Origin of the sequence: Microvirga lupini, from assembly GCF_014191055.1 — a bacterium.
Lineage (GTDB): Bacteria > Pseudomonadota > Alphaproteobacteria > Rhizobiales > Beijerinckiaceae > Microvirga > Microvirga lupini_A.
On record NZ_JACHWB010000002.1, the window covers coordinates 267942 to 286222 of the forward strand.

Consider the following 18281-nt stretch of genomic DNA (forward strand, 5'->3'; position numbering starts at 1 on the left):
AGATGTTCAAAAGGAAAACTTTGGAAAACTTCGTATCATCTTTCACTGTGCAATAAACTCATGCACAAAAGTTAATGCCTGTGCCCATAGGTTAGGTCGCCGATCACATGAATTTCATCCTTTGGGACCGAAGAAGTAACTAAAAAGGCACTTGAATAGAACATTCAGTGGCCTCTCCTACCCGCTTGGGACCCCCGGTGGGAAATCGGAGTTGTCTGTGCATAATCCCCGCCAGACCTCCCTCACCGGAAGATTCCATGAAAACCGAGCGCCTCCCCGTCCATCCTTTGCCTGCTGCACCGTCGATTCCGGCAAGACCGCACGTCTTCGACATGCATGGAGCCGAGGTCCGCGACGACTACGCCTGGCTGAAGGCGCCGAACTGGAAGGAGGTCCTCAAGGATCCGGCCGTTCTCGATCCGGAGATCCGCGCCTGCCTGGAGCAGGAGAATGCCTACGCGGCAGCGGCCTTCGCGGGTACGGAGGACTTCCAGGCCAGCCTCGTGGCCGAGATGCGCGGCCGCATCAAGGAAGATGATTCATCCGTTCCCGAGCCGGACGGTCCCTACGCGTATTTCACCCGCTATCGAGAAGGCGGACAGCACCCACTGGTCTGCCGCCAGCCGCGCGACGGGGGGCCAGAGACGATCATGCTGGACGGGGACCGGGAGGCCGAGGGCCAACCCTTCTTCGATCTCGGCGGCGCGGATCACTCGCCCGATCACAGGCTTCTTGCGTGGGGAGCAGACATCAAGGGTTCGGAGTACTTCACGATCCGCGTTCGCGACCTGGAGACCGGCACCGATCTGCCCGACGAGGTGGTCCAGACCTCCGGCGGCGCGGTGTGGCTCAACGATTCGGCGAGCTTCTATTACGTGGAACTCGACGAGAACCACCGTCCGGTCCGGGTCAAGCTCCATCGCCTCGGCACCGGCCCCGATCAGGATCAGGTCGTCTACGAGGAGAAGGACCCCGGCTTCTTCGTCAAGCTCGGCACCACCCAGTCTGACGCCTTCGTGCTCATCGAGGCGAGCGACCACGAAACCTCGGAAATCTGGCTCCTCGACCGGACCGATCCATCGGCCGCGCCGCGGGTCGTCGAGCCGCGCACCCCGCAGCTCAAATACGACGTAGAGCACCACGGCGACGACCTCATCATCCTGACTAATGCGGATGGGTCTGAGGACTTCAAGCTCGTCACCGCCCCCATCGCGACGCCGGGGCGCGATCACTGGCGCGATCTGGTGCCTTATCGCCCGGGCACGATGATCCTCTCCCACGTGGCGCTCGCCCGTTATCTCGTGCGCCTCGAGCGCGAGAACGCGAACCCGCGTATCATCCTGCGGGAGTTTGCGACGGGGGCTGAGGAGAGCGTCGCCTTCGACGAGGAGGCTTACTCCCTGGGCTTCTCGGCTGGCTACGAGTTCGACACGGATGTGATCCGCTATCACTACTCGTCGATGACCACCCCGAGCGAGGTGATCGACTACAACCTGCGCACCGGCGAGCGGACCTTGCGCAAGCGGCAGGAGGTGCCGAGCGGGCACAACCCGGCCGACTACGTCACCCGCCGCCTGTTCGCCACCGCTCCCGACGGCGAGCAGGTGCCGGTCTCCCTCGTCCACCGACGCGAGGTCGCTCTCGACGGATCAGCACCCTGCCTGCTCTATGGCTATGGCTCCTACGGCATGTCCATGCCGGCGGCCTTCCGAACCGGGATCCTGTCCCTCGTCGATCGGGGCTTCGTCTACGCCATCGGGCATATCCGCGGCGGAACGGAGAAAGGCTGGCGCTGGTACATGGACGGAAAGCGCGAGAAGAAGACCAATACCTTCACGGATTTCATCGCCTGCGGCGAGGCCCTGGTCCAGGCCGGCTACACCTCCCGCGGCCGGATCGTCGCCCATGGCGGCAGCGCCGGCGGCATGCTCATGGGCGCGGTGGCAAACCTGGCGCCGGACCTCTTCGCCGGCATCATCGCCGAGGTGCCCTTCGTCGACGTGCTCAACACCATGCTCGACAGCGAGCTCCCCCTCACCCCGCCGGAATGGCCCGAATGGGGCAACCCGGCTGCGGACGAAGCCGCCTTCCGCACCATCCTGTCCTATTCGCCCTATGACAACGTGAAGCGCCAGGCCTATCCGGCCATCCTGGCGCTGGCAGGCCTTACCGACCCACGAGTCACCTATTGGGAGCCGGCGAAATGGGTGGCGAGGCTCCGGGCCACCATGACGGGCGGTGGGCCGATCCTGTTCAAGCTCAACATGGAGGCTGGCCATGCCGGCGCTGCTGGCCGCTTCGACCGTCTCGAGGAGGTCGCGCTCGCTTATACATTCGCGCTGACGTGCATCAGGGGGTTTCAGAGCTGACGCAGAGCCCTATGTCTCGTTGTAGCATATCCTGCCGCCTAGCTTGAAGCAGCCAGGACCAACTGAGATTTCGAGAGTATGCGTCGATGACCGAAAGGGGTCCGTCAGGGACGTCCGCTGATGTCGCTTCCCACAAGGCTGGCGACAGGCAGCGCCTTGCCGATCTGGAACGCCGCCTGCGTGACATGGAGGATGCCCTGCGCCTGAGCAACGGCAAATTGCGAATGGCGCTCGACATCGGCCGGCTCGGATCCTGGGAGCGTGACTTAAGGACCGGAGAGATTACAGGGTCCGAGACCTTCAAGGCGACCCTGGGTCTTCCGCCGGATGCCCCCTTGAAAGCCGAGGAGTTCGAAAAGCTCATTCATCCCGGCGATATGGACCGGGTCAACCAAGCCATCGTCTTCGCGCTCAAGACAAAAACCGATTTCAATGTCGAGCACCGGGTGATCCGGCCTGATGGCCGCATCGGGCGCATTCTCGTCCGGGGAGGCGCGGTCTTCGAGGGCGACGAACCCGTTCGTCTCATGGGAGTCGTCCAGGATGTGACGGCCCGCGAAAAGGCCAAAGAGGAGATGAATTCGGCCCAGCGCCGTCAGGAATTCCTCCTGAACCTGAACGACCAGTTGCGCAGCCTCGAGGATCCCGACGCCATCATGGAAGCCACGGCCAAGAGCCTGGGGCGCTTCCTCAAGGTGGATTGTGCCGGGTACGGAGAAGTCGACGAAGAGCGAGGCGTCATCCTGGTGGAGCGCGAATGGTCGGAGGGTGCCATCGGCAACGAGGGACGAGCCTACCGTCTCTATGATTTCCTTCCCACCATGATGGCGGAACTCAAGCAGGGCAGGCCCATCTTCGTCGAAGACATCAGAACCGACCCGCGCGCAGTTAACCCCGAGGTCCAGGCGGCCTACAGCACCATCAATGCCCGTGCGGCCCTGGCGGTGCCCCTGCTCAAGAACCAGAAGCTGACGGCCGTGCTCTACATGCACACGTCCCAACGCCGCGCCTGGTTCGGGGACGAGCTGTCCCTCGTCGAGGATGTCGCCGAGCGGACATGGACGGCCGTTGAGAAGGCTCGGGCCGAGAGGGACTTGCGTGAAACCGATGCCCGCTTCCGTCTCATCGCCGAGTCGCTCCCAGCCCTGGTCTGGATCCTCAACCCGCAGACGGAGCTGCTCTATACGAACGAGCGGTGGGTTACTTATTCCGGCCTTCCTCCCGAGGAAGCCCTCGGCCACAGCTGGACGAGGGCGATCCACCCCGACGACATGGCCAGAATGAATGAGGAGCTGGTGCCGGTCGTCACCAAGCATACGTCCTACACGACCGAGGCGCGCTACAGGTCGCATGAGGGCGTCTATCGATGGCACTTGATCCAGGGCGCTCCCATCCATTCTCCCACCGGGGAATTCAAGGGCTGGGTTGGAACCAGCGTCGACATCCATGATCTGAAAGTGACGGAAGAGGCGCTCAGAAAAAGCGAGGAGCAGCTTCGTATCGCTCTTCAGGCGGCCAAGATGGGCGATTGGAGCTGGGACTCGGTCTCGAACATGGTGAGCCCTTCCGATCACGCAGCGGAAATTCTCGGCGCCGCGCTGGGGTCCAGCATGAGGCCAGAAGAGATCCGGGAGAGAATTCACCCGGCCGATCTGCCCAATATGCTCAACACCAAGAAGAGGGCTGCGGAAGCGGGCCAACCCTACAACGTGCAGTACCGGATAAGGCGCTTCAACGACAACGCCGAGATCTGGATCGCCACTCAGGCACAGACAGCCAAAAAAGAGGATGGAACCCTGGTCACCAGCGGCATCATCCAGGACATCACCGAGAGCAAGCAGGCTGAGGAACGCCAGCAGCTTCTGATCCGGGAGCTGCATCACCGGGTCAAGAACACGCTCGCCACCGTCCAGGCCATCGTGGGCTCCACCGCCCGCACGGCCTCCTCCATCGACGAGTTCTACCAGGGCTTCGTCGGCCGCATCGTGTCGCTCGCCCGCACCCACAACCTGCTCACCGAGGACCTGTGGCAGAAGGCGGCGCTCGAGGACCTCGTCCAGACCGAACTCGGCCCCTACGAGGACGAGGCGCGCAACCGCATCGTCGTCGAAGGCCCGCACGTGGAGCTGCCCTCGGAGGCCGCGGTGCCCATCGGCATGGCCATTCACGAGCTCACCACCAACGCGGCCAAGCACGGGGCGCTCTCCACCTTCGGCGGCCAGGTGGAGGTGCGCTGGCGCGTGGAGCCGGGCGAGGAGCGGCCGGTGCTGCACTTTGCCTGGACGGAGCATGGCGGTCCGAAGGTGAGCACGCCCACCCGCCAGGGCTTCGGCTCGCGCCTCTTGCAGCGGGTGCTCGCCACCCAGCTCCAGGCCGATGTCGCCATGACCTTCCCCGAAGAAGGGCTTCACTTCACCATGACCATGACCATTCCGGGCACTCCGCCCATCTTCAACCCGGATCGCCCAGGGAATTAACCGTCTGTTCAATATTTCTTCCCTGCCCGTCCTCTATTGCTGCCCTCTCAGCATGACTTTAGGGGATGAGGTGACGTAGCCGCCGGAAATGCTTAAAAGCAGCAGACGCAGCTTAAGAGCATTGTTCATGATCAACAGGGTCGACGTTCCCCCCTTTCCACGAGCCGCTGCGCCGCAAGGCGAGCCGCAGCCGAGCACGCAGGAAAAGGGCCGAGACGACAGCGGGACTGAATTGCGCGGGAACAGCGCCATGCTGCGTTTGGCGCTCGAAATCGGTCGTCTGGGATCCTGGGAGCGGGATCTTGTGACGAACGACATGAAGGCTGATCCGATCTGCAAAGCCCATCTCGGACTGACGGCCGATGAGGCTTTGACGTTCGATAGGCTGAAGAAGCTGCAGCACCCGGGCGATGTGGAGCGCATCAACCAGGCGGTCACCTATGCGCTGGCAACCCGGTCAGATTTCAATGTGGAGCATCGGGTTGTGCGCCCTGATGGCTATATCGGCCGCCTGCTCGTCAGGGGCACCCCGATCTTCGAGGGTGGCAGGCCGGTCCGCCTGGTCGGCGTGGCGCAGGACATCACGGAACGCGAGAGAGCCAAGGAAGAACTCAAGGATTCCAGGCGCCGCCAGGATTACTTCTTGAAGCTGAATGAGCAGCTTCGAGGTTTCAAGGATCCTTCTGCCGCCATGGACGCGACCGCACAGAGCATTGGCCAGCTCCTGAGGGTGGATTGCGTCGGCTATGGCGAGGTGGACGATGGCCGCGGCATTGTGCTCGTCGAGCGGGAATGGTCGAGGGGTGCGATCAGCAACGAGGGCCGGGCCTACCGCCTGCAGGAATTCCTCCATGGCATGATCGACGATTCGAAGGTGGGGCAGACCCTGACCATCGAAGATATTGCCGCCGATCCGCGAACCAAAAGCCCTGCGCTCCAGAACTTCTACAGCACCATCAATGCCCGGGCTGTTCTCACCGTCCCGCTGCTGAAGGACGGGCACATCACGGCCATCCTTTATGTGATCTCATCCACGCCCCGCTCCTGGTCGGAGGACGACGTTGCCCTGGTCGAGGATATAGCTGAGCGCACCTGGACGACGGTCGAGAAGCTGCGCGCCGAACACGACCTGCATGATACCGAGTTCCGGTTCCGGACCTTCACCGAGGCGCTCCCTGGATTTGCATGGATCGCCACACCGGAGCTCGAACTCGTCTATTACGTGAATGAGCAAAGCTGGTTTGAATTCTCAGGGCTTTCGCGAGAACAGACCCTGGGCCACGGCTGGCTGTCGATCGTCCACCCCGAGGATCTCGCCAGCATCATGGCGGATGCCAAAAACGCGACCGACGATGTGATGGAAGCCGAGATGCGCTATCGCGCAGTCGACGGCACTTATCACTGGCACATCGTGCGGGTCGGCTCGCTTTACGATGCCAATGGCGAGTTCAAGGGCAAGATCGGAACGAGCATCAACATCCACAATCTGAAGGAAACCGAAGCGGCCTTGCGCAAGAGCGAGGAGCGGCTCGCCCTGGCGCAACGCGCCGCCCGGATCGGTGTCTTCGACTGGGATGTGGCCAGCGGCGCCATCACCTGGATGTCGGAGCAGGAAAAGCTCTTCGGGATCGAGCCCGGAAGTTTTGAGGGCACTTACGAGGGCTGGAGCTCCCGCATTCACCCGGCCGACGTGGATGCGTTCGAGAAGAACTTCCGCGACGCGATTGCAAGGAGCGATCGGGAGCTGGCCTTCACATACCGTATCCCGCTCCCGGATGGCTCCTTCCGTCACATCGAAGGCAGCCTGATGATCTTCTACGGACAGGACGGAACTCCGGCTCGGATCATCGGCGTCAATATCGATGTCACCAAGCACAAACAGGCGGAGCATCGTCAGCAGCTTCTGATCCGCGAGCTGCATCACCGGGTCAAGAACACGCTCGCCACCGTCCAGGCCATCGTGGGCTCCACCGCCCGCACGGCCTCCTCCATCGACGAGTTCTACCAGGGCTTCGTCGGCCGCATCGTGTCGCTCGCCCGCACCCACAACCTGCTCACCGAAGACCTGTGGCAGAAGGCGGCGCTCGAGGACCTCGTCCAGACCGAACTCGGCCCCTACGAGGACGAGGCGCGCAACCGCATCGTCGTCGAAGGCCCGCACGTGGAGCTGCCCTCGGAGGCCGCGGTGCCCATCGGCATGGCCATTCACGAGCTCACCACCAACGCGGCCAAGCACGGGGCGCTCTCCACCTTCGGCGGCCAGGTGGAGGTGCGCTGGCGCGTGGAGCCGGGCGAGGAGCGGCCGGTGCTGCACTTTGCCTGGACGGAGCATGGCGGTCCGAAGGTGAGCACGCCCACCCGCCAGGGCTTCGGCTCGCGCCTCTTGCAGCGGGTGCTCGCCACCCAGCTCCAGGCCGATGTCGCCATGACCTTCCCCGAAGAAGGGCTTCACTTCACCATGACCTTGCCGATCCCCGGGGCACCCCCGATCTTCAACCCGGATCAATGACGCCATGCTGATGAACGCAAGCCGCTCTCACCTCATGGTGATCGATGTTCAGGCCCGCCTGATGCCAGCCATCCACGAAGGCGAGGGCCTTGTCCGCAATCTGGCGATCCTGCTGGAATCAGCCAGGCGGCTTAAGCTTCCCGTGACGGTGACGGAGCAGTATCCCAAAGGGCTTGGCGCCACCCTGGCCTCGGTGGCGGAGGCGCTTCCTGAGGAGGCGGTCACCCTGTCGAAGACAACCTTCTCGGCTGCACGCGAGCCTACGATTGCGGAGCGGATCGCAACCCTGCGCGGCAGCGGCCGGGATCAGCTCGTAATCTGCGGAGCCGAGGCCCATATCTGCGTGCTGCAGACCGCCCTGGAATTCAAGGCCTCAGGCCTGGAAGTCTTCGTGGTGGCCGATGCGGTGTCGAGCCGCTCGCCTCACAGCGTCAGCGCCGCCTGCGCACGCCTGCTGCATGCGGGCTGCCATTGGGTGACCACGGAGATGGTTGCTTTCGAATGGATGGAGCAGGCCGCAACGGACGACTTCCGCGCCCTGGCTCCGCTCTTCAAGTAAAGCTCAAAGAGTAGCCGAGGAGCTGCCCTCGCCGCCGGCCGCGATGAACTCCTTCAGCTCGTCCAGGGACTGGAACCGGAAGGTGCCGCTCGGGGTCTGGGCTTCGATGGAGCCATCCGAGAACATCACGTATTTGTTGTCGCCGGAATTGTAGGTGCCGATGACCGTAGCCGTGCCCTCTTCACCGGACGATGTCTCATCCTCGGATCGGTCTTCCTGATCGAGTTCCGCAGCAGCAGGCTCGTCGCCACGCTGCGGCTCCGCCTCGGGCTCAACGTTTGAAACCGGCTCTACAGGCTCATCGCTCCGGTCACGATCCTGGCGCTCGGGCTCACGGTCGCCCTGATCAAACACATCGAGATCCAAACCCGGCTCGGCGACGAGATGATCATCCTCATCCTTGCGCTGCCGGTCCGCCAGGAGAAAGTCCGGCACCTTGAGTTCCTGCTCCTGCTCATCGTGGGCAGGGGGGACAATCGGGATGGTTCGCGGCGGGAATGGAATGACGGGGGCTGCATCCCTGTCCTCAGGCCACTCGGCGACCGCCACCTTAGGCTCATCCCGGGGTTCATCCTGCGCGCGTCTCTCCTGCTCCTCGAAAAGCGGCAGGGTCGGCTGGTTCTCGTCCTTCACGACCTCGTCTGCCGGCTCCTCGTAGGCACCGGCCGCCTCTGCGGCCACGAGACCGCCAGCAAGCCCTGCACCGGCGAGGGCTCCGGTGGCGCGCTGGCCTACACCGAACGCGTCGCTGCCGGATCCGGCCTGCAGCCCGGAGAAGTGGCTCTCGATCTTCGCCAGCTTGGACACGGCAGCCGCTATGCCGAGCAGAAGCGCACCGCTCGCGGCCATGACGCTGCCTGCGATCACCATCGTCCAGCCGCGCTCGACCAGAACGATATCCCATCCGAAGAAAGCAGCCAGCAATCCACCAAGGATCATCGCAAAAGCGAGGGCCAGAAGAGCGATGATCATGCTGTCTCCATCATACGCAAACCGTAGTCTTTCAAGGCAAAGCTATGCCTCTATAGGCAAAAGACAACCGTGATGGAAGCTTGAGCAGAAAAAAGTCCGGAGCTTGGCCGTTGCTCTTGGGCGCCTCGCGCTTTAACTAACGCTCAAGCGCATCGGGCGATGCGCGGTCGCACAAGACGGGCATCGGATCGACCCCAAAGTTGCCACTACTTTTGGGTCCGATGCTCCGGGTCGCTCAATTCAAAGGAGACGCCGATGTCGTTCACTCTGCCCGAACTGCCTTACGCCTATGACGCCCTGCAGCCCTATATGTCGAAGGAAACCCTGGAGTTTCACCACGACAAGCACCATGCGGCTTACGTCAACACCGGCAACAACCTGCTGAAAGGCACCGAATTCGAGGGCAAGAGCGTCGAGGAGGTCGTGAAGGGCTCCTACGGCAAGAACCAGGCCCTCTTCAACAATGCGGGACAGCATTACAACCACATCCATTTCTGGATGTGGATGAAGCCCAATGGCGGCGGCGCCCTGCCGGGCAAGCTCGAGAAGAAGATCGTCGAGGATCTCGGCTCGGTCGACAAGATGAAGGAAGACTTCATCCAGGCCGGCGTCAGCCAGTTCGGCTCGGGCTGGGCCTGGCTCGCGCTCAAGGACGGCAAGATCACCGTCATGAAGACCCCGAACGGCGAGAACCCGCTGGTCCACGGCGCCCAGCCGATCCTGGGCTGCGACGTGTGGGAGCATTCCTACTACATCGACTACCGCAACCGCCGTCCCGACTACGTCAAGGCCTTCCTCGACAATCTCGTGAACTGGGAGCATGTCGAGGAGATGTTCGAGCAAGCCTCGAAGTAAGCGATATACCGGTACGTCAAACGGGCCTCTTCGGAGGCCCGTTTTTTTATTTTTCAGACGCACCAGTCAAGCAACGTCCCCTCCACTGTCATGCCCGCGAAGGCCGGGATCCAAAATCACCGACAGTGTCGAACTGAGCTCAGGTCGTGGTTATGGATTCCGGGTTCTGCTGCGCAGCCCCAGGATGACAGCCAGCGCTTAAAGATGACCGACGAGATGGATGTGACGGGCTGCCAGCAGGTCGTCGAATGCGGCTGACTTCAGGTAACGTAATTCCTCAACCCGGCTTTCCACTGCAGGATCGAGCGCCCGCAACTCGTCATCCGCATAGCCCGGGTGGCACATGACAAGAGGGTGAGGCCCGAGCTTCGAAAACGCCTCCTCGAACACGCGGGCAGCCGGTACGGACAGGTCGAGCGGGGCAAAGCCCGAAAAGCCCTTGTTCGTCTGGAATCCAGCGGCCTGGGCGCTCTGCGCAAAGCCTCGGCTCAAGGATTTCACGATCAACGCCTTGCTGCGCCCGATGGGGCGCCTCAGGATCGCGGCCATCCGGTCCGACGGATCGCGCAGCCAGACGCGTCCGGCATAGCCCCTCTCCATCAGGACCCGGATCAGGGTCGGCCTGATCACCGGAAGAACATGCACGTGCTGATGGCCGTCCACGAAGGCCGGAGGCTCACCGTGGACCTCGATGAATGCGTCGAGCTGACGCTCGATCTCTTGCGCGATCTCATCCGCAGCAAGCTGGCGTCGCAGGGCTTTGATAAGGAGATCGTTCAAGACAGGAAAGGTGCCTGACGGGGCGAGTTGCGGCATAGGGCCGAGGGGCGATCCCGCGGTGAGGTTGAAGTGAAGCCCCACGGCAATCCGGCCCTTCAGGGGCTTCAGATCCCCTGCCGCCCGCCGCCATCCGGGCATGTTGGTCATGGCTCCCGTGGCGGAGAGGCGGCCCATCTGGGCCAGTTCCACGATGACTCGGCTCACCCCGTCGGCGAGGCCGAAATCGTCGGCGCAGAGGATGACGTTGCGGGAGAGGCTCATGAATGTCCCAAAAATCGGTTCTGCCGCACCCTAATGCTCTTGAGCAAAGGCGCAAACTCGGCTCTTGATGCGGCCCGACAATCAAGGGTTCTTCCAGTGGCGTCGCCCAAGCTCAGCGTCATTATCCCGGTTCACAACGAGAGCGCCAACATCGCGCCTCTCTGCGAACGCCTGCTGCCTGTCCTCACCCGCATCACCCCCGCCTGGGAGGTGGTTTTCGTGGATGATGGCAGCCGGGACGACACCCTGGAGATCATCAAGACTGTCAGCCAGACCGAGCCCCGGATCGGAGCCGTCTCCTTCAGCCGCAACTTCGGCAAGGAGATCGCCATCGCGGCCGGGCTCGATCACGCTCGCGGCGACGCGGTGGTGATCATGGATGCCGACCTCCAGCACCCGCCGGAAATGATCGAAACCTTCGTGGAACGCTGGCGGGAGGGCTTCCTCATGGTCTACGGTCAGCGCACGGACCGTTCGGACGAGACCCGAACCAAGCGCGGCTTCGCCCAGCTGTTCTACAAGCTCTTCTCCCGCTTCGGCGAGATCCCCCTGCCCGAGGGAGCCGGCGATTTCCGGCTCATCGACCGGAAGGGGGTCGAGGTTCTCAGAACCCTCGGGGAGAAGGCCCGCTTCTCCAAGGGCCTCTATGCCTGGATCGGCTTCAAGGCCACGGGCGTACCCTTCGTGGTGGAGGAGCGCCGCTTCGGCACCACCCAATGGAGCTTTCGAAAGCTCTTCCGCTTCGCCTTCGACGGGATTGCTTCCTTCTCCACGGTGCCGCTGCGGATCTGGACCTATATCGGTTTCCTGATCTCGTTCCTGGCCATTGCCACAGCGGTCTTCTTCACAATCCGCACGCTCCTGTTCGGAACCGACCTGCCCGGCTTCCCGAGCCTGATTGTCTCCGTCATGTTCTTCTCCGGCATCCAGCTCATGTCGCTCGGCATCGTGGGCGAATATGTCGGGCGCATCTTTGCCGAGGTGAAACGGCGGCCGCTTTATGTGGTGGCCGAGCGGATTGGTGGCGCGGCGGAGGTCTCGAGCGACATCGTTCCCGAAAATTATCGCATGCGCCGGGCCTGACCGATGTTCAGAAAAATTCTCTCCGTCGGCGGCTGGACGCTCGTCTCGCGCCTCACCGGCTTCATCCGCGACGTGGTGCTGGCGGCCGTCATGGGCGTGGGACCCATTGCCGATGCCTTCGTGGTCGCGTCCCGCATCCCGAACCATTTCCGGGCGATCTTCAGCGAGGGCGCGTTCAACAGCGCCTTCCTGCCCACCTATGCGGGCGTGCTCGAACGGGAAGGCGCCGCCCCTGCCCGCTCGTTTGCGAGCCGCATCAGCACCCTGATGCTGATCGTGCAGATCGTGCTGCTGGTCATAGCCCTTATCGGCATGCCCGTGGTGGTCACCCTGCTCGCCCCCGGCTTCTCGGACGATCCGGCGAAGTTCGATCTGGCGGTGACGCTCACCCGCATCACTTTCCCGTATCTCCTCTTCGTCACCCTGGTGACGATCCTCTCCGCGATCCTGAATGCCCATGAGCGCTTCGCGGCCGCAGCCGCCGCGCCCGTGCTGCTCAACGTGTCCATCGTGGCGGCGCTCGCCATCGCATTCCTGTTCCCGAATGCCGGCTATGCGGCCGCCTGGGGCGTCACGGTGGCGGGCGTGCTCGAATTGCTGCTCGTCTGGGCCTCGGCCCGGCGCCTCGGCGTCGCGCCGACGATTTCAGCGCCGCGGTTCGATCCGGCCATGAAGCACTTCTTCAAGGTGCTGGGACCCGCCGTCATCGGCTCGGCGGGCGTGCAGCTTGCCATGTTCGCCGACACGATCATCGCGTCCTTCCTGCCCACCGGCGCCGTGGCTTCGCTCTACTATGCCGACCGCATCTACCAGCTGCCGCTCGGCGTGATCGGGATCGCGGCCGGCACGGTGCTGTTGCCCGAGATGAGCCGCCGCATCGCCGCGGGCGACGTCACTGGGGCCCATGGCGCCCAGAACCGGGCCGTCGGGCTGACCCTGGCGCTCGCCGCCCCCTTCGTGGTGGCCTTCGTGACGCTGCCCGACCTCATCATGTCGGCCCTGTTCCAGCGCGGCGCCTTCGATGCAGCCGCTGCCGAGCGCTCCGGCGCGGTGCTCGCCGCCTATGCCCTCGGCCTGCCCCCGGCCGTGCTCATCCGCTCGGCTGTGGCGAGCTTCTATTCCCGCTCCGACACGGTGACGCCGCTCATCGCCTCGCTCACCGCCGTGGCGGTCAACGTGGCGTTGAAGATCGTGCTGACCGGGCCTTACGGCGTGGTCGGCCTGGCGCTCGCCACCGCCATCGGCATCTGGGTCAATCTCGGGCTCCTCGTCCTTCTCGCCCTGCGGCGGGACTGGATGGCTCCGGGCGGCACCCTGGGCCGCACCGCAGCCGCCGTCGCTGTCGCTAGCCTGCTGCTCGGAGCCTTTGCCTGGTTCGCGCCGATTCCGCTGTCCGAATGGACCACCCGGCTCCCGGCCTGGAACAGCGAGATCCTGCTCGCGATCCTTGGAATGGCCGGCGCTCTCCTCTATGGCGGCACGTTGCTGGCAGGCCTGAAAGTACTCGGGGTCAGGCTGTCGCGGCGCTGACAGTCCAGCCTGTCGATTTCCGGGAACCTTCCGGATCGGCTTCCATCCAATGGAGATGCGCAGACCAAAACAGGGTCTTCGCTCCAATGGAGGATGTCATGAGAACTGCTGCCGCCACGCTCGCCCTGATCGTCGCCTTCGCCCTTCCAGCCATGGCGGCCGATCAGGTCGAGAAGGCCCCGCCATCAGGCGCCTACAAGAAGGTCAGCGAACTGGTCAAACTGCCCGACTTCCTGCCGGGCCTCGGTCAGCTCTACGTAGATCCCAAGACCCTGCCGGCCGGCCCATTCCTGGCCTATGACCGCGACGGTCGCCTCGTCAGCACGGTCTACATGCTGCCGATTGAGGACCTTTCCAACAAGGACAAGCGCTTCGACGATCTCGCTGCTCCCGGCGGCAAGGTCGATCACGTGGATGTCTACTTCAATGCCGGTCATCCGGGTGTCGAGAAGCCCCATGCGCATATGGTGCTGTGGCACGTTCCCAAGGCCGATGAATCGCGAGTGGCCGCGAAGTGATGTCCTTGGCAATGATCACGCGCAGACATGTCCTGCGGATCGGCGGGGGGCTCCTCGCCGGTCTCGCCCTGCCCCGCGTCCCGCTCGCCGGAGAACCCGTCGAGATCCGGATGCAGGGCAACAGCGACGGCTCGCATGTATGGTTCGATCCGGTCGGCCTGCGCGTCCAACCCGGTCAGACCATCCGCTGGGTCAATCTGGATCCAGGCAATTCCCACACCGCCACGGCCTACCATCCGCAGAACCTCGAGCACCCCCTGCGCATCCCTGAAGGGGCCGAGCCCTGGAACTCGGACTACCTGCTGCCGAACGAGAGCTTTTCGGTCACACTCGATGTGGAGGGCATCTACGATTTCTTCTGCATCCCACACGAGCATGCCGGGATGGTGGGACGGATCATCGTGGGGCATCCGGGAAGGCCGCCGGCGGACGAGGCCGGCTCATCGGGCATCCCGGAGGCGGCGCGGCTTGCCTTTCCCTCAGTCGAGGACATCATGAATCGAGGCTTCGTGCGCAGGATCTGAGCGATCCGAAAACAATCCGGGAACCTTTGCGCAACCGTTCCATCTAATGGCCATATGCGGGAGGGACGCCATGCAACCGAAGACCGCCGCAACACCGCCCCTGAACAGCCTGGACGACATGGCTCTGGTCGAGCGCGCACAGCATCGAGACCCCGCCGCGCTTCGCCACATCATGGAGCAGAACAACCGTCGGCTCTACCGCGTCGCACGGAGCGTGCTCGGTGACGATACCGAAGCCGAGGATGTGGTTCAGGAAACCTATCTGCGCGCGTTCACCCACCTTGACGGCTTTCGCGGCGAGGCACGCCTCGGGACATGGCTCACACGGATCGCCCTCAATGAGGCTCTCGGACGACTTCGCACCCGCCGCACTTCCGTGGATCTGAAGCAGCTCGATACGATCAGCGAGCAAGGCGCGTCTCGCGTGATCTACCTGCCGTCGACCCGACAGGAGGGCGATCCCGAAGCGGCCGCCGCGCGTGCGGAGGTCCGCCGTTTCATTGAGCGAGCCGTGGACCAGTTGCCCGATCCGTTCCGCATCGTCTTCGTCCTGCGCGACATCGAGGAGATGAGCACCGAGGCAACCGCATCTCAGCTCGGCCTGCGCCTCGAAACGGTGAAGACTCGGCTTCACCGGGCCCGACGCCTCCTGCGACAGAACCTCGACAAGACCCTCTCAACCGCGCTCGCCGATACGTTTCCGTTTGCCGGAATGCGCTGTGCACGGATCACGCAGGCCGTCCTGGCGCGCCTTGGCACACCGGTGACGGAGTGAGAAAGGGACCGGCCTCGTTCTGCTAGCCGGCCGTGAAGGTGAACAGCTCCCGCTCCGCCGCGATGCCCCGCAGGCGATGGCTGCCGAGGGAGCGCACCGGCACCGGACTCACAGAGGCAACTCGGTCGGACAGGATAACCGAACAATCGAGGGCGCTGCACAGGGCTTCCATGCGGCTCGCCTCGTTGACGGCAGGACCGATCACCGTAAAGTCGAGGCGTCCGGCGGCTCCGATATTGCCGTAGAACACATCGCCGCAATGGAGCGCGATATCGAGGCTGAGCGGCGTCTCGTATTGTCGGTTGACGGCCTCGTTGCGCTCGAGAGCCATTTGCGCGGCCCGAATCGCCGCCGCGCAGGCCTCCTCGAATGATCGATGCTCGGAGATCGGGAAAGCGGCCAGCACACCGTCGCCCATGAACTTGAGAACCTCGCCGCATTGCTCCTCCACAGGCTTCGCCATGGCCTCCAGGTGCTGGTCGAGGCGGCCGATCAGGTCCATGCCGGACCTGTCGGCGAGAGCCGTGAAGCCGCGAAGATCGGCGAATAGCAGCGCTGCCGTGAGCGTCGTGCCGGATCCGCGCCGGATCTCGCCCCTGAGCACCCGGCGGCCGGCCGAGAGGCCGACATAGGTGTCCAGCATGGCGACCGTGAGGTCGAACAGGGTCATGCGGTAGGCCGCAAGGCCTAAGAGCGGCAGCAATCTGTCGATCCGGGCCACCTCTTCCGGTCGCAGGCCCTCGGGGCGGCTCGATGAGAAGGAGGCTCCGAAGCCTCGCAGGTCCGGGGCGCTCGTGTTGCCGAAGCTGATGAGACGCGCCAGGTAGTCGGTCCCGCCGAGACGCCTGATGTCCTCGAATATGCTGAACCTGTCCCCATCCGGCCCGTGGACATGCCAATGGCAGTTCTCCTGCTCGGTGCGCATCATGTAGGCGAAGGGGCTCACCTCGAAGGCTTCCGAGTTGCGCTCGTGCGAGACCCCTTCCACGACGGTGCCGGCGGAGCGGGTCCACACATGGGTGTAGACCCGGATCGTCGGGTTGACGGTCGGAAGGGCGATATAGGCCCGGACCAGGGGAATGCCCTCCGCGTCCAGGCGCTCGGCAAAGCCCGAGAGCAGGGAGGACATGTCGGACCCGTGGAGACCCTGGTCGATGATCCAGTCTTCGAGATTCGTCATGGCGCTCACTCTAGCATTCCGGTCAGGAATGTCCTCATGCAGCCGGTCTCAAGGTCAGCGCTTCGCGTGGCGCGTGGGCCCGACCGTGCCGGCGATCTCCGTCAGCAGCTTGCGACGGGCGGCCAGGGCGAAGGGCTGCGTCTCGTCGGCGATCTCCACGAAGGAGCCGGGGCCGCCGATGACATCTTTCGCGTAATAATCCTCCAGCGACATGCCGCCGGGACCGCCCGGCCGGCCGCTGCCGGGCCGGCGGATGGCGAGGGCGTTGATGGTGTAGCCCTTGGCCAGAGCCTCCGCCCTCACCTGCTCCAGTGACCGACCGTTCATGTTCGGACCGTCGCCGGAGACATCGATGACCTTGCGCGTGCCCTCATGGGTATTGCCCTCGACAAGGCGCATGGAGAAGTCGATGGCGTTGGAGATGGAGTTGTAGCCGGTCGCTCCCCGTGGCGCGCTCAGGAGCTTGTCGGCGAACACCCTGGCGCTGGCCTCATCGCGGATCACGTGCCAGTCGACGATCAGCACCTGAGAACTTGGGCCGCCCCATTCCATGAATGCCACCGCAATGGCCCCTATAGGCCCATCCTTGATGCCGTTGAGCACGTCTGGGCTCGTGAGCGCATCGGCCCAGCCCTGCCGCTGGAGGCGCAACTCGTCATTGTCGATGGAGCCTGAGCCATCGGCGGCGAAGACCAGCTCCAGATCGACCGATTCAGCATGAGCCGTTGCCGTCAGGAGGCTCAAGGCCAAGAGGCTTTTCAAAACAAACCGCATCGAGGGCTCCAGCTTGGGGCACAATGCTGGAGCCATTTAGGGCACAAGGCGATCACCACCGCCTTGCGCATCGTTCACAACTTCGTTGAAGGCGTTTAAGCCGCCTTGAGGATCCCCTTGTCATGGGAGAAGGCCCAGTAGAGCTCGCGGGCGCGGCGATAGAACGGCCCGGGCTGGAGATCGCGGCTGTCGATGCGCAGCACCGGCATCACCTTGGAATAGTTGCCCGAGATGAAGATCTCGTCGGCGCCGGCGAAATCCTCGTAGCGCAGGGTGCTCTCGACCACCTGCACGCCGTCGTCGCGCAGGAGCTGGATCACGCGCTGGCGGGTGATGCCATTGAGGAACGTGCCGTTCGCATACGGTGTGAAGACCACGCCGTCTTTGGCCATGAACACGTTGGAGGTGGCGGTCTCGGCCACGTTGCCGAGCGCATCGAGGACAAGGGCGTTGTCGAAGCCCTTCTCCTTCGCCTCGCGGATGACGCGGGCATTGTTGGGGTAGAGCGCGCCGGCCTTCGCATCTGTGGGCATGGATTCGAGCGTCGGACGGCGGAAGCTCGACTTCGTCAGCGATGTGCCGCCCGGCACCGGCATCGGCGCCTCGAACAGCGACAGGCAGAACTGGGTCGATTCCGGATCCGGCGCGATGGTGGCCAGGCCCTCGGCCTCGCCCCAGTACATGGGCTTCACGTAAAGCGCCGTGCCGGGCGCGAACTTCTTCACGCCTTCGCTGACGAGATCCATGATCGCCTTCGCCTCCATGGTCGGCTTGAGACCGATGGTGAGGGCCGAGCGGTTCACGCGCTCGCAATGCCGGTCGAGATCGGGCGCCACGCCCTCGAACACGCGAGCCCCGTCGAAGACGGAGGAGCCGAGCCAGGACACGTGGGAGCGCGGCCCGATCAGGGGCGGATTGCCCTCCTGCCAGGTGCCATTGAACCAGTTCCAGGTCTGCGAATACCAAGCCACGTGTCTCATCCTTTGGGTCAGAAGTTCTGCCCTATCGAAACGCCTGCGCCCGCAACCGTCAATCGCCGGGCCTCGCGTGGGACATAAAGACTTGTGATGGGTTTCATGAGGAGGGCTGATCATTGGGTGGCTTGCTATCGCTCG

At 63.7% G+C, this 18281-nt stretch carries 15 protein-coding genes; 10 read left to right on the forward strand and 5 right to left on the reverse strand.

All coding sequences use genetic code 11. From position 1 onward, the window contains the following. The first annotated feature begins 257 nt into the window (after window positions 1-257). The 4 genes from FHR70_RS08395 to FHR70_RS08410 all read left to right on the forward strand — a co-directional run bounded on the left by FHR70_RS08395 (window position 258) and on the right by FHR70_RS08410 (window position 7914). Window positions 258-2369, forward strand: a complete 2112-nt coding sequence (locus FHR70_RS08395; protein WP_183449063.1) for a S9 family peptidase — start codon at window positions 258-260, stop codon at window positions 2367-2369. A gap of 86 nt (window positions 2370-2455) precedes the next feature. Beyond that, entirely contained in the window at window positions 2456-4846 is a 2391-nt protein-coding gene (locus tag FHR70_RS08400) for a PAS domain-containing protein (RefSeq protein ID WP_183449065.1), read from the forward strand. Between the two features lie 127 nt (window positions 4847-4973). After that, window positions 4974-7355: a PAS domain-containing protein gene (locus FHR70_RS08405; protein ID WP_183449067.1), complete on the forward strand. Its 2382-nt coding sequence runs from the start codon at window positions 4974-4976 to the stop codon at window positions 7353-7355. Between the two features lie 10 nt (window positions 7356-7365). After that, complete coding sequence (locus FHR70_RS08410) at window positions 7366-7914, forward strand: hydrolase (RefSeq protein ID WP_246407956.1); 549 nt, start codon at window positions 7366-7368, stop codon at window positions 7912-7914. Between the two features lie 3 nt (window positions 7915-7917). Here FHR70_RS08410 and FHR70_RS08415 read toward each other — a convergent pair whose 3' ends face one another. Continuing rightward, window positions 7918-8886, reverse strand: coding sequence for a hypothetical protein (locus FHR70_RS08415; RefSeq protein WP_183449071.1), 969 nt, complete (start codon window positions 8884-8886; stop codon window positions 7918-7920). A 255-nt stretch (window positions 8887-9141) separates the two neighbouring features. Between FHR70_RS08415 and FHR70_RS08420 the strand changes: the two genes are divergently transcribed. Next, entirely contained in the window at window positions 9142-9741 is a 600-nt protein-coding gene (locus tag FHR70_RS08420; protein ID WP_183449073.1) for a superoxide dismutase, read from the forward strand. Between the two features lie 198 nt (window positions 9742-9939). Here the strand turns inward: FHR70_RS08420 and FHR70_RS08425 are convergent, their stop codons facing one another. Continuing rightward, on the reverse strand, window positions 9940-10782 hold the full coding sequence (locus tag FHR70_RS08425; protein ID WP_183449074.1) for a ChbG/HpnK family deacetylase: 843 nt from the start codon (window positions 10780-10782) through the stop codon (window positions 9940-9942). A 96-nt stretch (window positions 10783-10878) separates the two neighbouring features. Here FHR70_RS08425 and FHR70_RS08430 point away from each other — a divergent pair, with 96 nt between their 5' ends. The 5 genes from FHR70_RS08430 to FHR70_RS08450 all read left to right on the forward strand — a co-directional run bounded on the left by FHR70_RS08430 (window position 10879) and on the right by FHR70_RS08450 (window position 15212). Next, window positions 10879-11865, forward strand: coding sequence for a glycosyltransferase (locus FHR70_RS08430; protein WP_183449076.1), 987 nt, complete (start codon window positions 10879-10881; stop codon window positions 11863-11865). A 3-nt stretch (window positions 11866-11868) separates the two neighbouring features. Beyond that, the gene (gene murJ / locus FHR70_RS08435) at window positions 11869-13395 is read left to right on the forward strand and encodes a murein biosynthesis integral membrane protein MurJ (RefSeq protein ID WP_183449078.1); all 1527 of its coding nucleotides are present in this window, start codon (window positions 11869-11871) and stop codon (window positions 13393-13395) included. Window positions 13396-13493: 98 nt separating this feature from the next. Then, window positions 13494-13913, forward strand: a complete 420-nt coding sequence (locus FHR70_RS08440) for a DUF5602 domain-containing protein (protein ID WP_183449081.1) — start codon at window positions 13494-13496, stop codon at window positions 13911-13913. 11 nt (window positions 13914-13924) lie between these two features. Continuing rightward, window positions 13925-14437: a plastocyanin/azurin family copper-binding protein gene (locus FHR70_RS08445; RefSeq protein ID WP_183449083.1), complete on the forward strand. Its 513-nt coding sequence runs from the start codon at window positions 13925-13927 to the stop codon at window positions 14435-14437. A 70-nt stretch (window positions 14438-14507) separates the two neighbouring features. After that, the gene (locus FHR70_RS08450; RefSeq protein WP_183449085.1) at window positions 14508-15212 is read left to right on the forward strand and encodes an RNA polymerase sigma factor; all 705 of its coding nucleotides are present in this window, start codon (window positions 14508-14510) and stop codon (window positions 15210-15212) included. A 22-nt stretch (window positions 15213-15234) separates the two neighbouring features. On the opposite strand, the gene FHR70_RS08455 is transcribed toward FHR70_RS08450, so the two are convergent. The 3 genes from FHR70_RS08455 to FHR70_RS08465 form a co-directional block, all read right to left on the reverse strand. Further along, window positions 15235-16392, reverse strand: a complete 1158-nt coding sequence (locus FHR70_RS08455; RefSeq protein ID WP_183449087.1) for an adenylate/guanylate cyclase domain-containing protein — start codon at window positions 16390-16392, stop codon at window positions 15235-15237. Window positions 16393-16446: 54 nt separating this feature from the next. Then, a complete protein-coding gene (locus FHR70_RS08460; protein WP_183449089.1) occupies window positions 16447-17166 on the reverse strand; it encodes a DUF1194 domain-containing protein in 720 nt (239 codons plus the stop codon). 95 nt (window positions 17167-17261) lie between these two features. After that, window positions 17262-18146, reverse strand: a complete 885-nt coding sequence (locus FHR70_RS08465; RefSeq protein WP_183449091.1) for a branched-chain amino acid aminotransferase — start codon at window positions 18144-18146, stop codon at window positions 17262-17264. Between the last annotated feature and the right edge of the window lie 135 nt (window positions 18147-18281).

Coding starts and splice junctions, on each gene's coding strand:
- FHR70_RS08395 (WP_183449063.1), top strand. CDS start 258: ATGAAAACCGAGCGCCTCCCCGTCCATCCTTTGCCTGCTGCACCGTCG.
- FHR70_RS08400 (WP_183449065.1), top strand. CDS start 2,456: ATGACCGAAAGGGGTCCGTCAGGGACGTCCGCTGATGTCGCTTCCCAC.
- FHR70_RS08405 (WP_183449067.1), top strand. CDS start 4,974: ATGATCAACAGGGTCGACGTTCCCCCCTTTCCACGAGCCGCTGCGCCG.
- FHR70_RS08410 (WP_246407956.1), top strand. CDS start 7,366: ATGAACGCAAGCCGCTCTCACCTCATGGTGATCGATGTTCAGGCCCGC.
- FHR70_RS08415 (WP_183449071.1), bottom strand. CDS start 8,886: ATGATCATCGCTCTTCTGGCCCTCGCTTTTGCGATGATCCTTGGTGGA.
- FHR70_RS08420 (WP_183449073.1), top strand. CDS start 9,142: ATGTCGTTCACTCTGCCCGAACTGCCTTACGCCTATGACGCCCTGCAG.
- FHR70_RS08425 (WP_183449074.1), bottom strand. CDS start 10,782: ATGAGCCTCTCCCGCAACGTCATCCTCTGCGCCGACGATTTCGGCCTC.
- murJ (WP_183449078.1), top strand. CDS start 11,869: ATGTTCAGAAAAATTCTCTCCGTCGGCGGCTGGACGCTCGTCTCGCGC.
- FHR70_RS08440 (WP_183449081.1), top strand. CDS start 13,494: ATGAGAACTGCTGCCGCCACGCTCGCCCTGATCGTCGCCTTCGCCCTT.
- FHR70_RS08445 (WP_183449083.1), top strand. CDS start 13,925: ATGATCACGCGCAGACATGTCCTGCGGATCGGCGGGGGGCTCCTCGCC.
- FHR70_RS08450 (WP_183449085.1), top strand. CDS start 14,508: ATGCAACCGAAGACCGCCGCAACACCGCCCCTGAACAGCCTGGACGAC.
- FHR70_RS08455 (WP_183449087.1), bottom strand. CDS start 16,392: ATGACGAATCTCGAAGACTGGATCATCGACCAGGGTCTCCACGGGTCC.
- FHR70_RS08460 (WP_183449089.1), bottom strand. CDS start 17,166: ATGCGGTTTGTTTTGAAAAGCCTCTTGGCCTTGAGCCTCCTGACGGCA.
- FHR70_RS08465 (WP_183449091.1), bottom strand. CDS start 18,146: ATGAGACACGTGGCTTGGTATTCGCAGACCTGGAACTGGTTCAATGGC.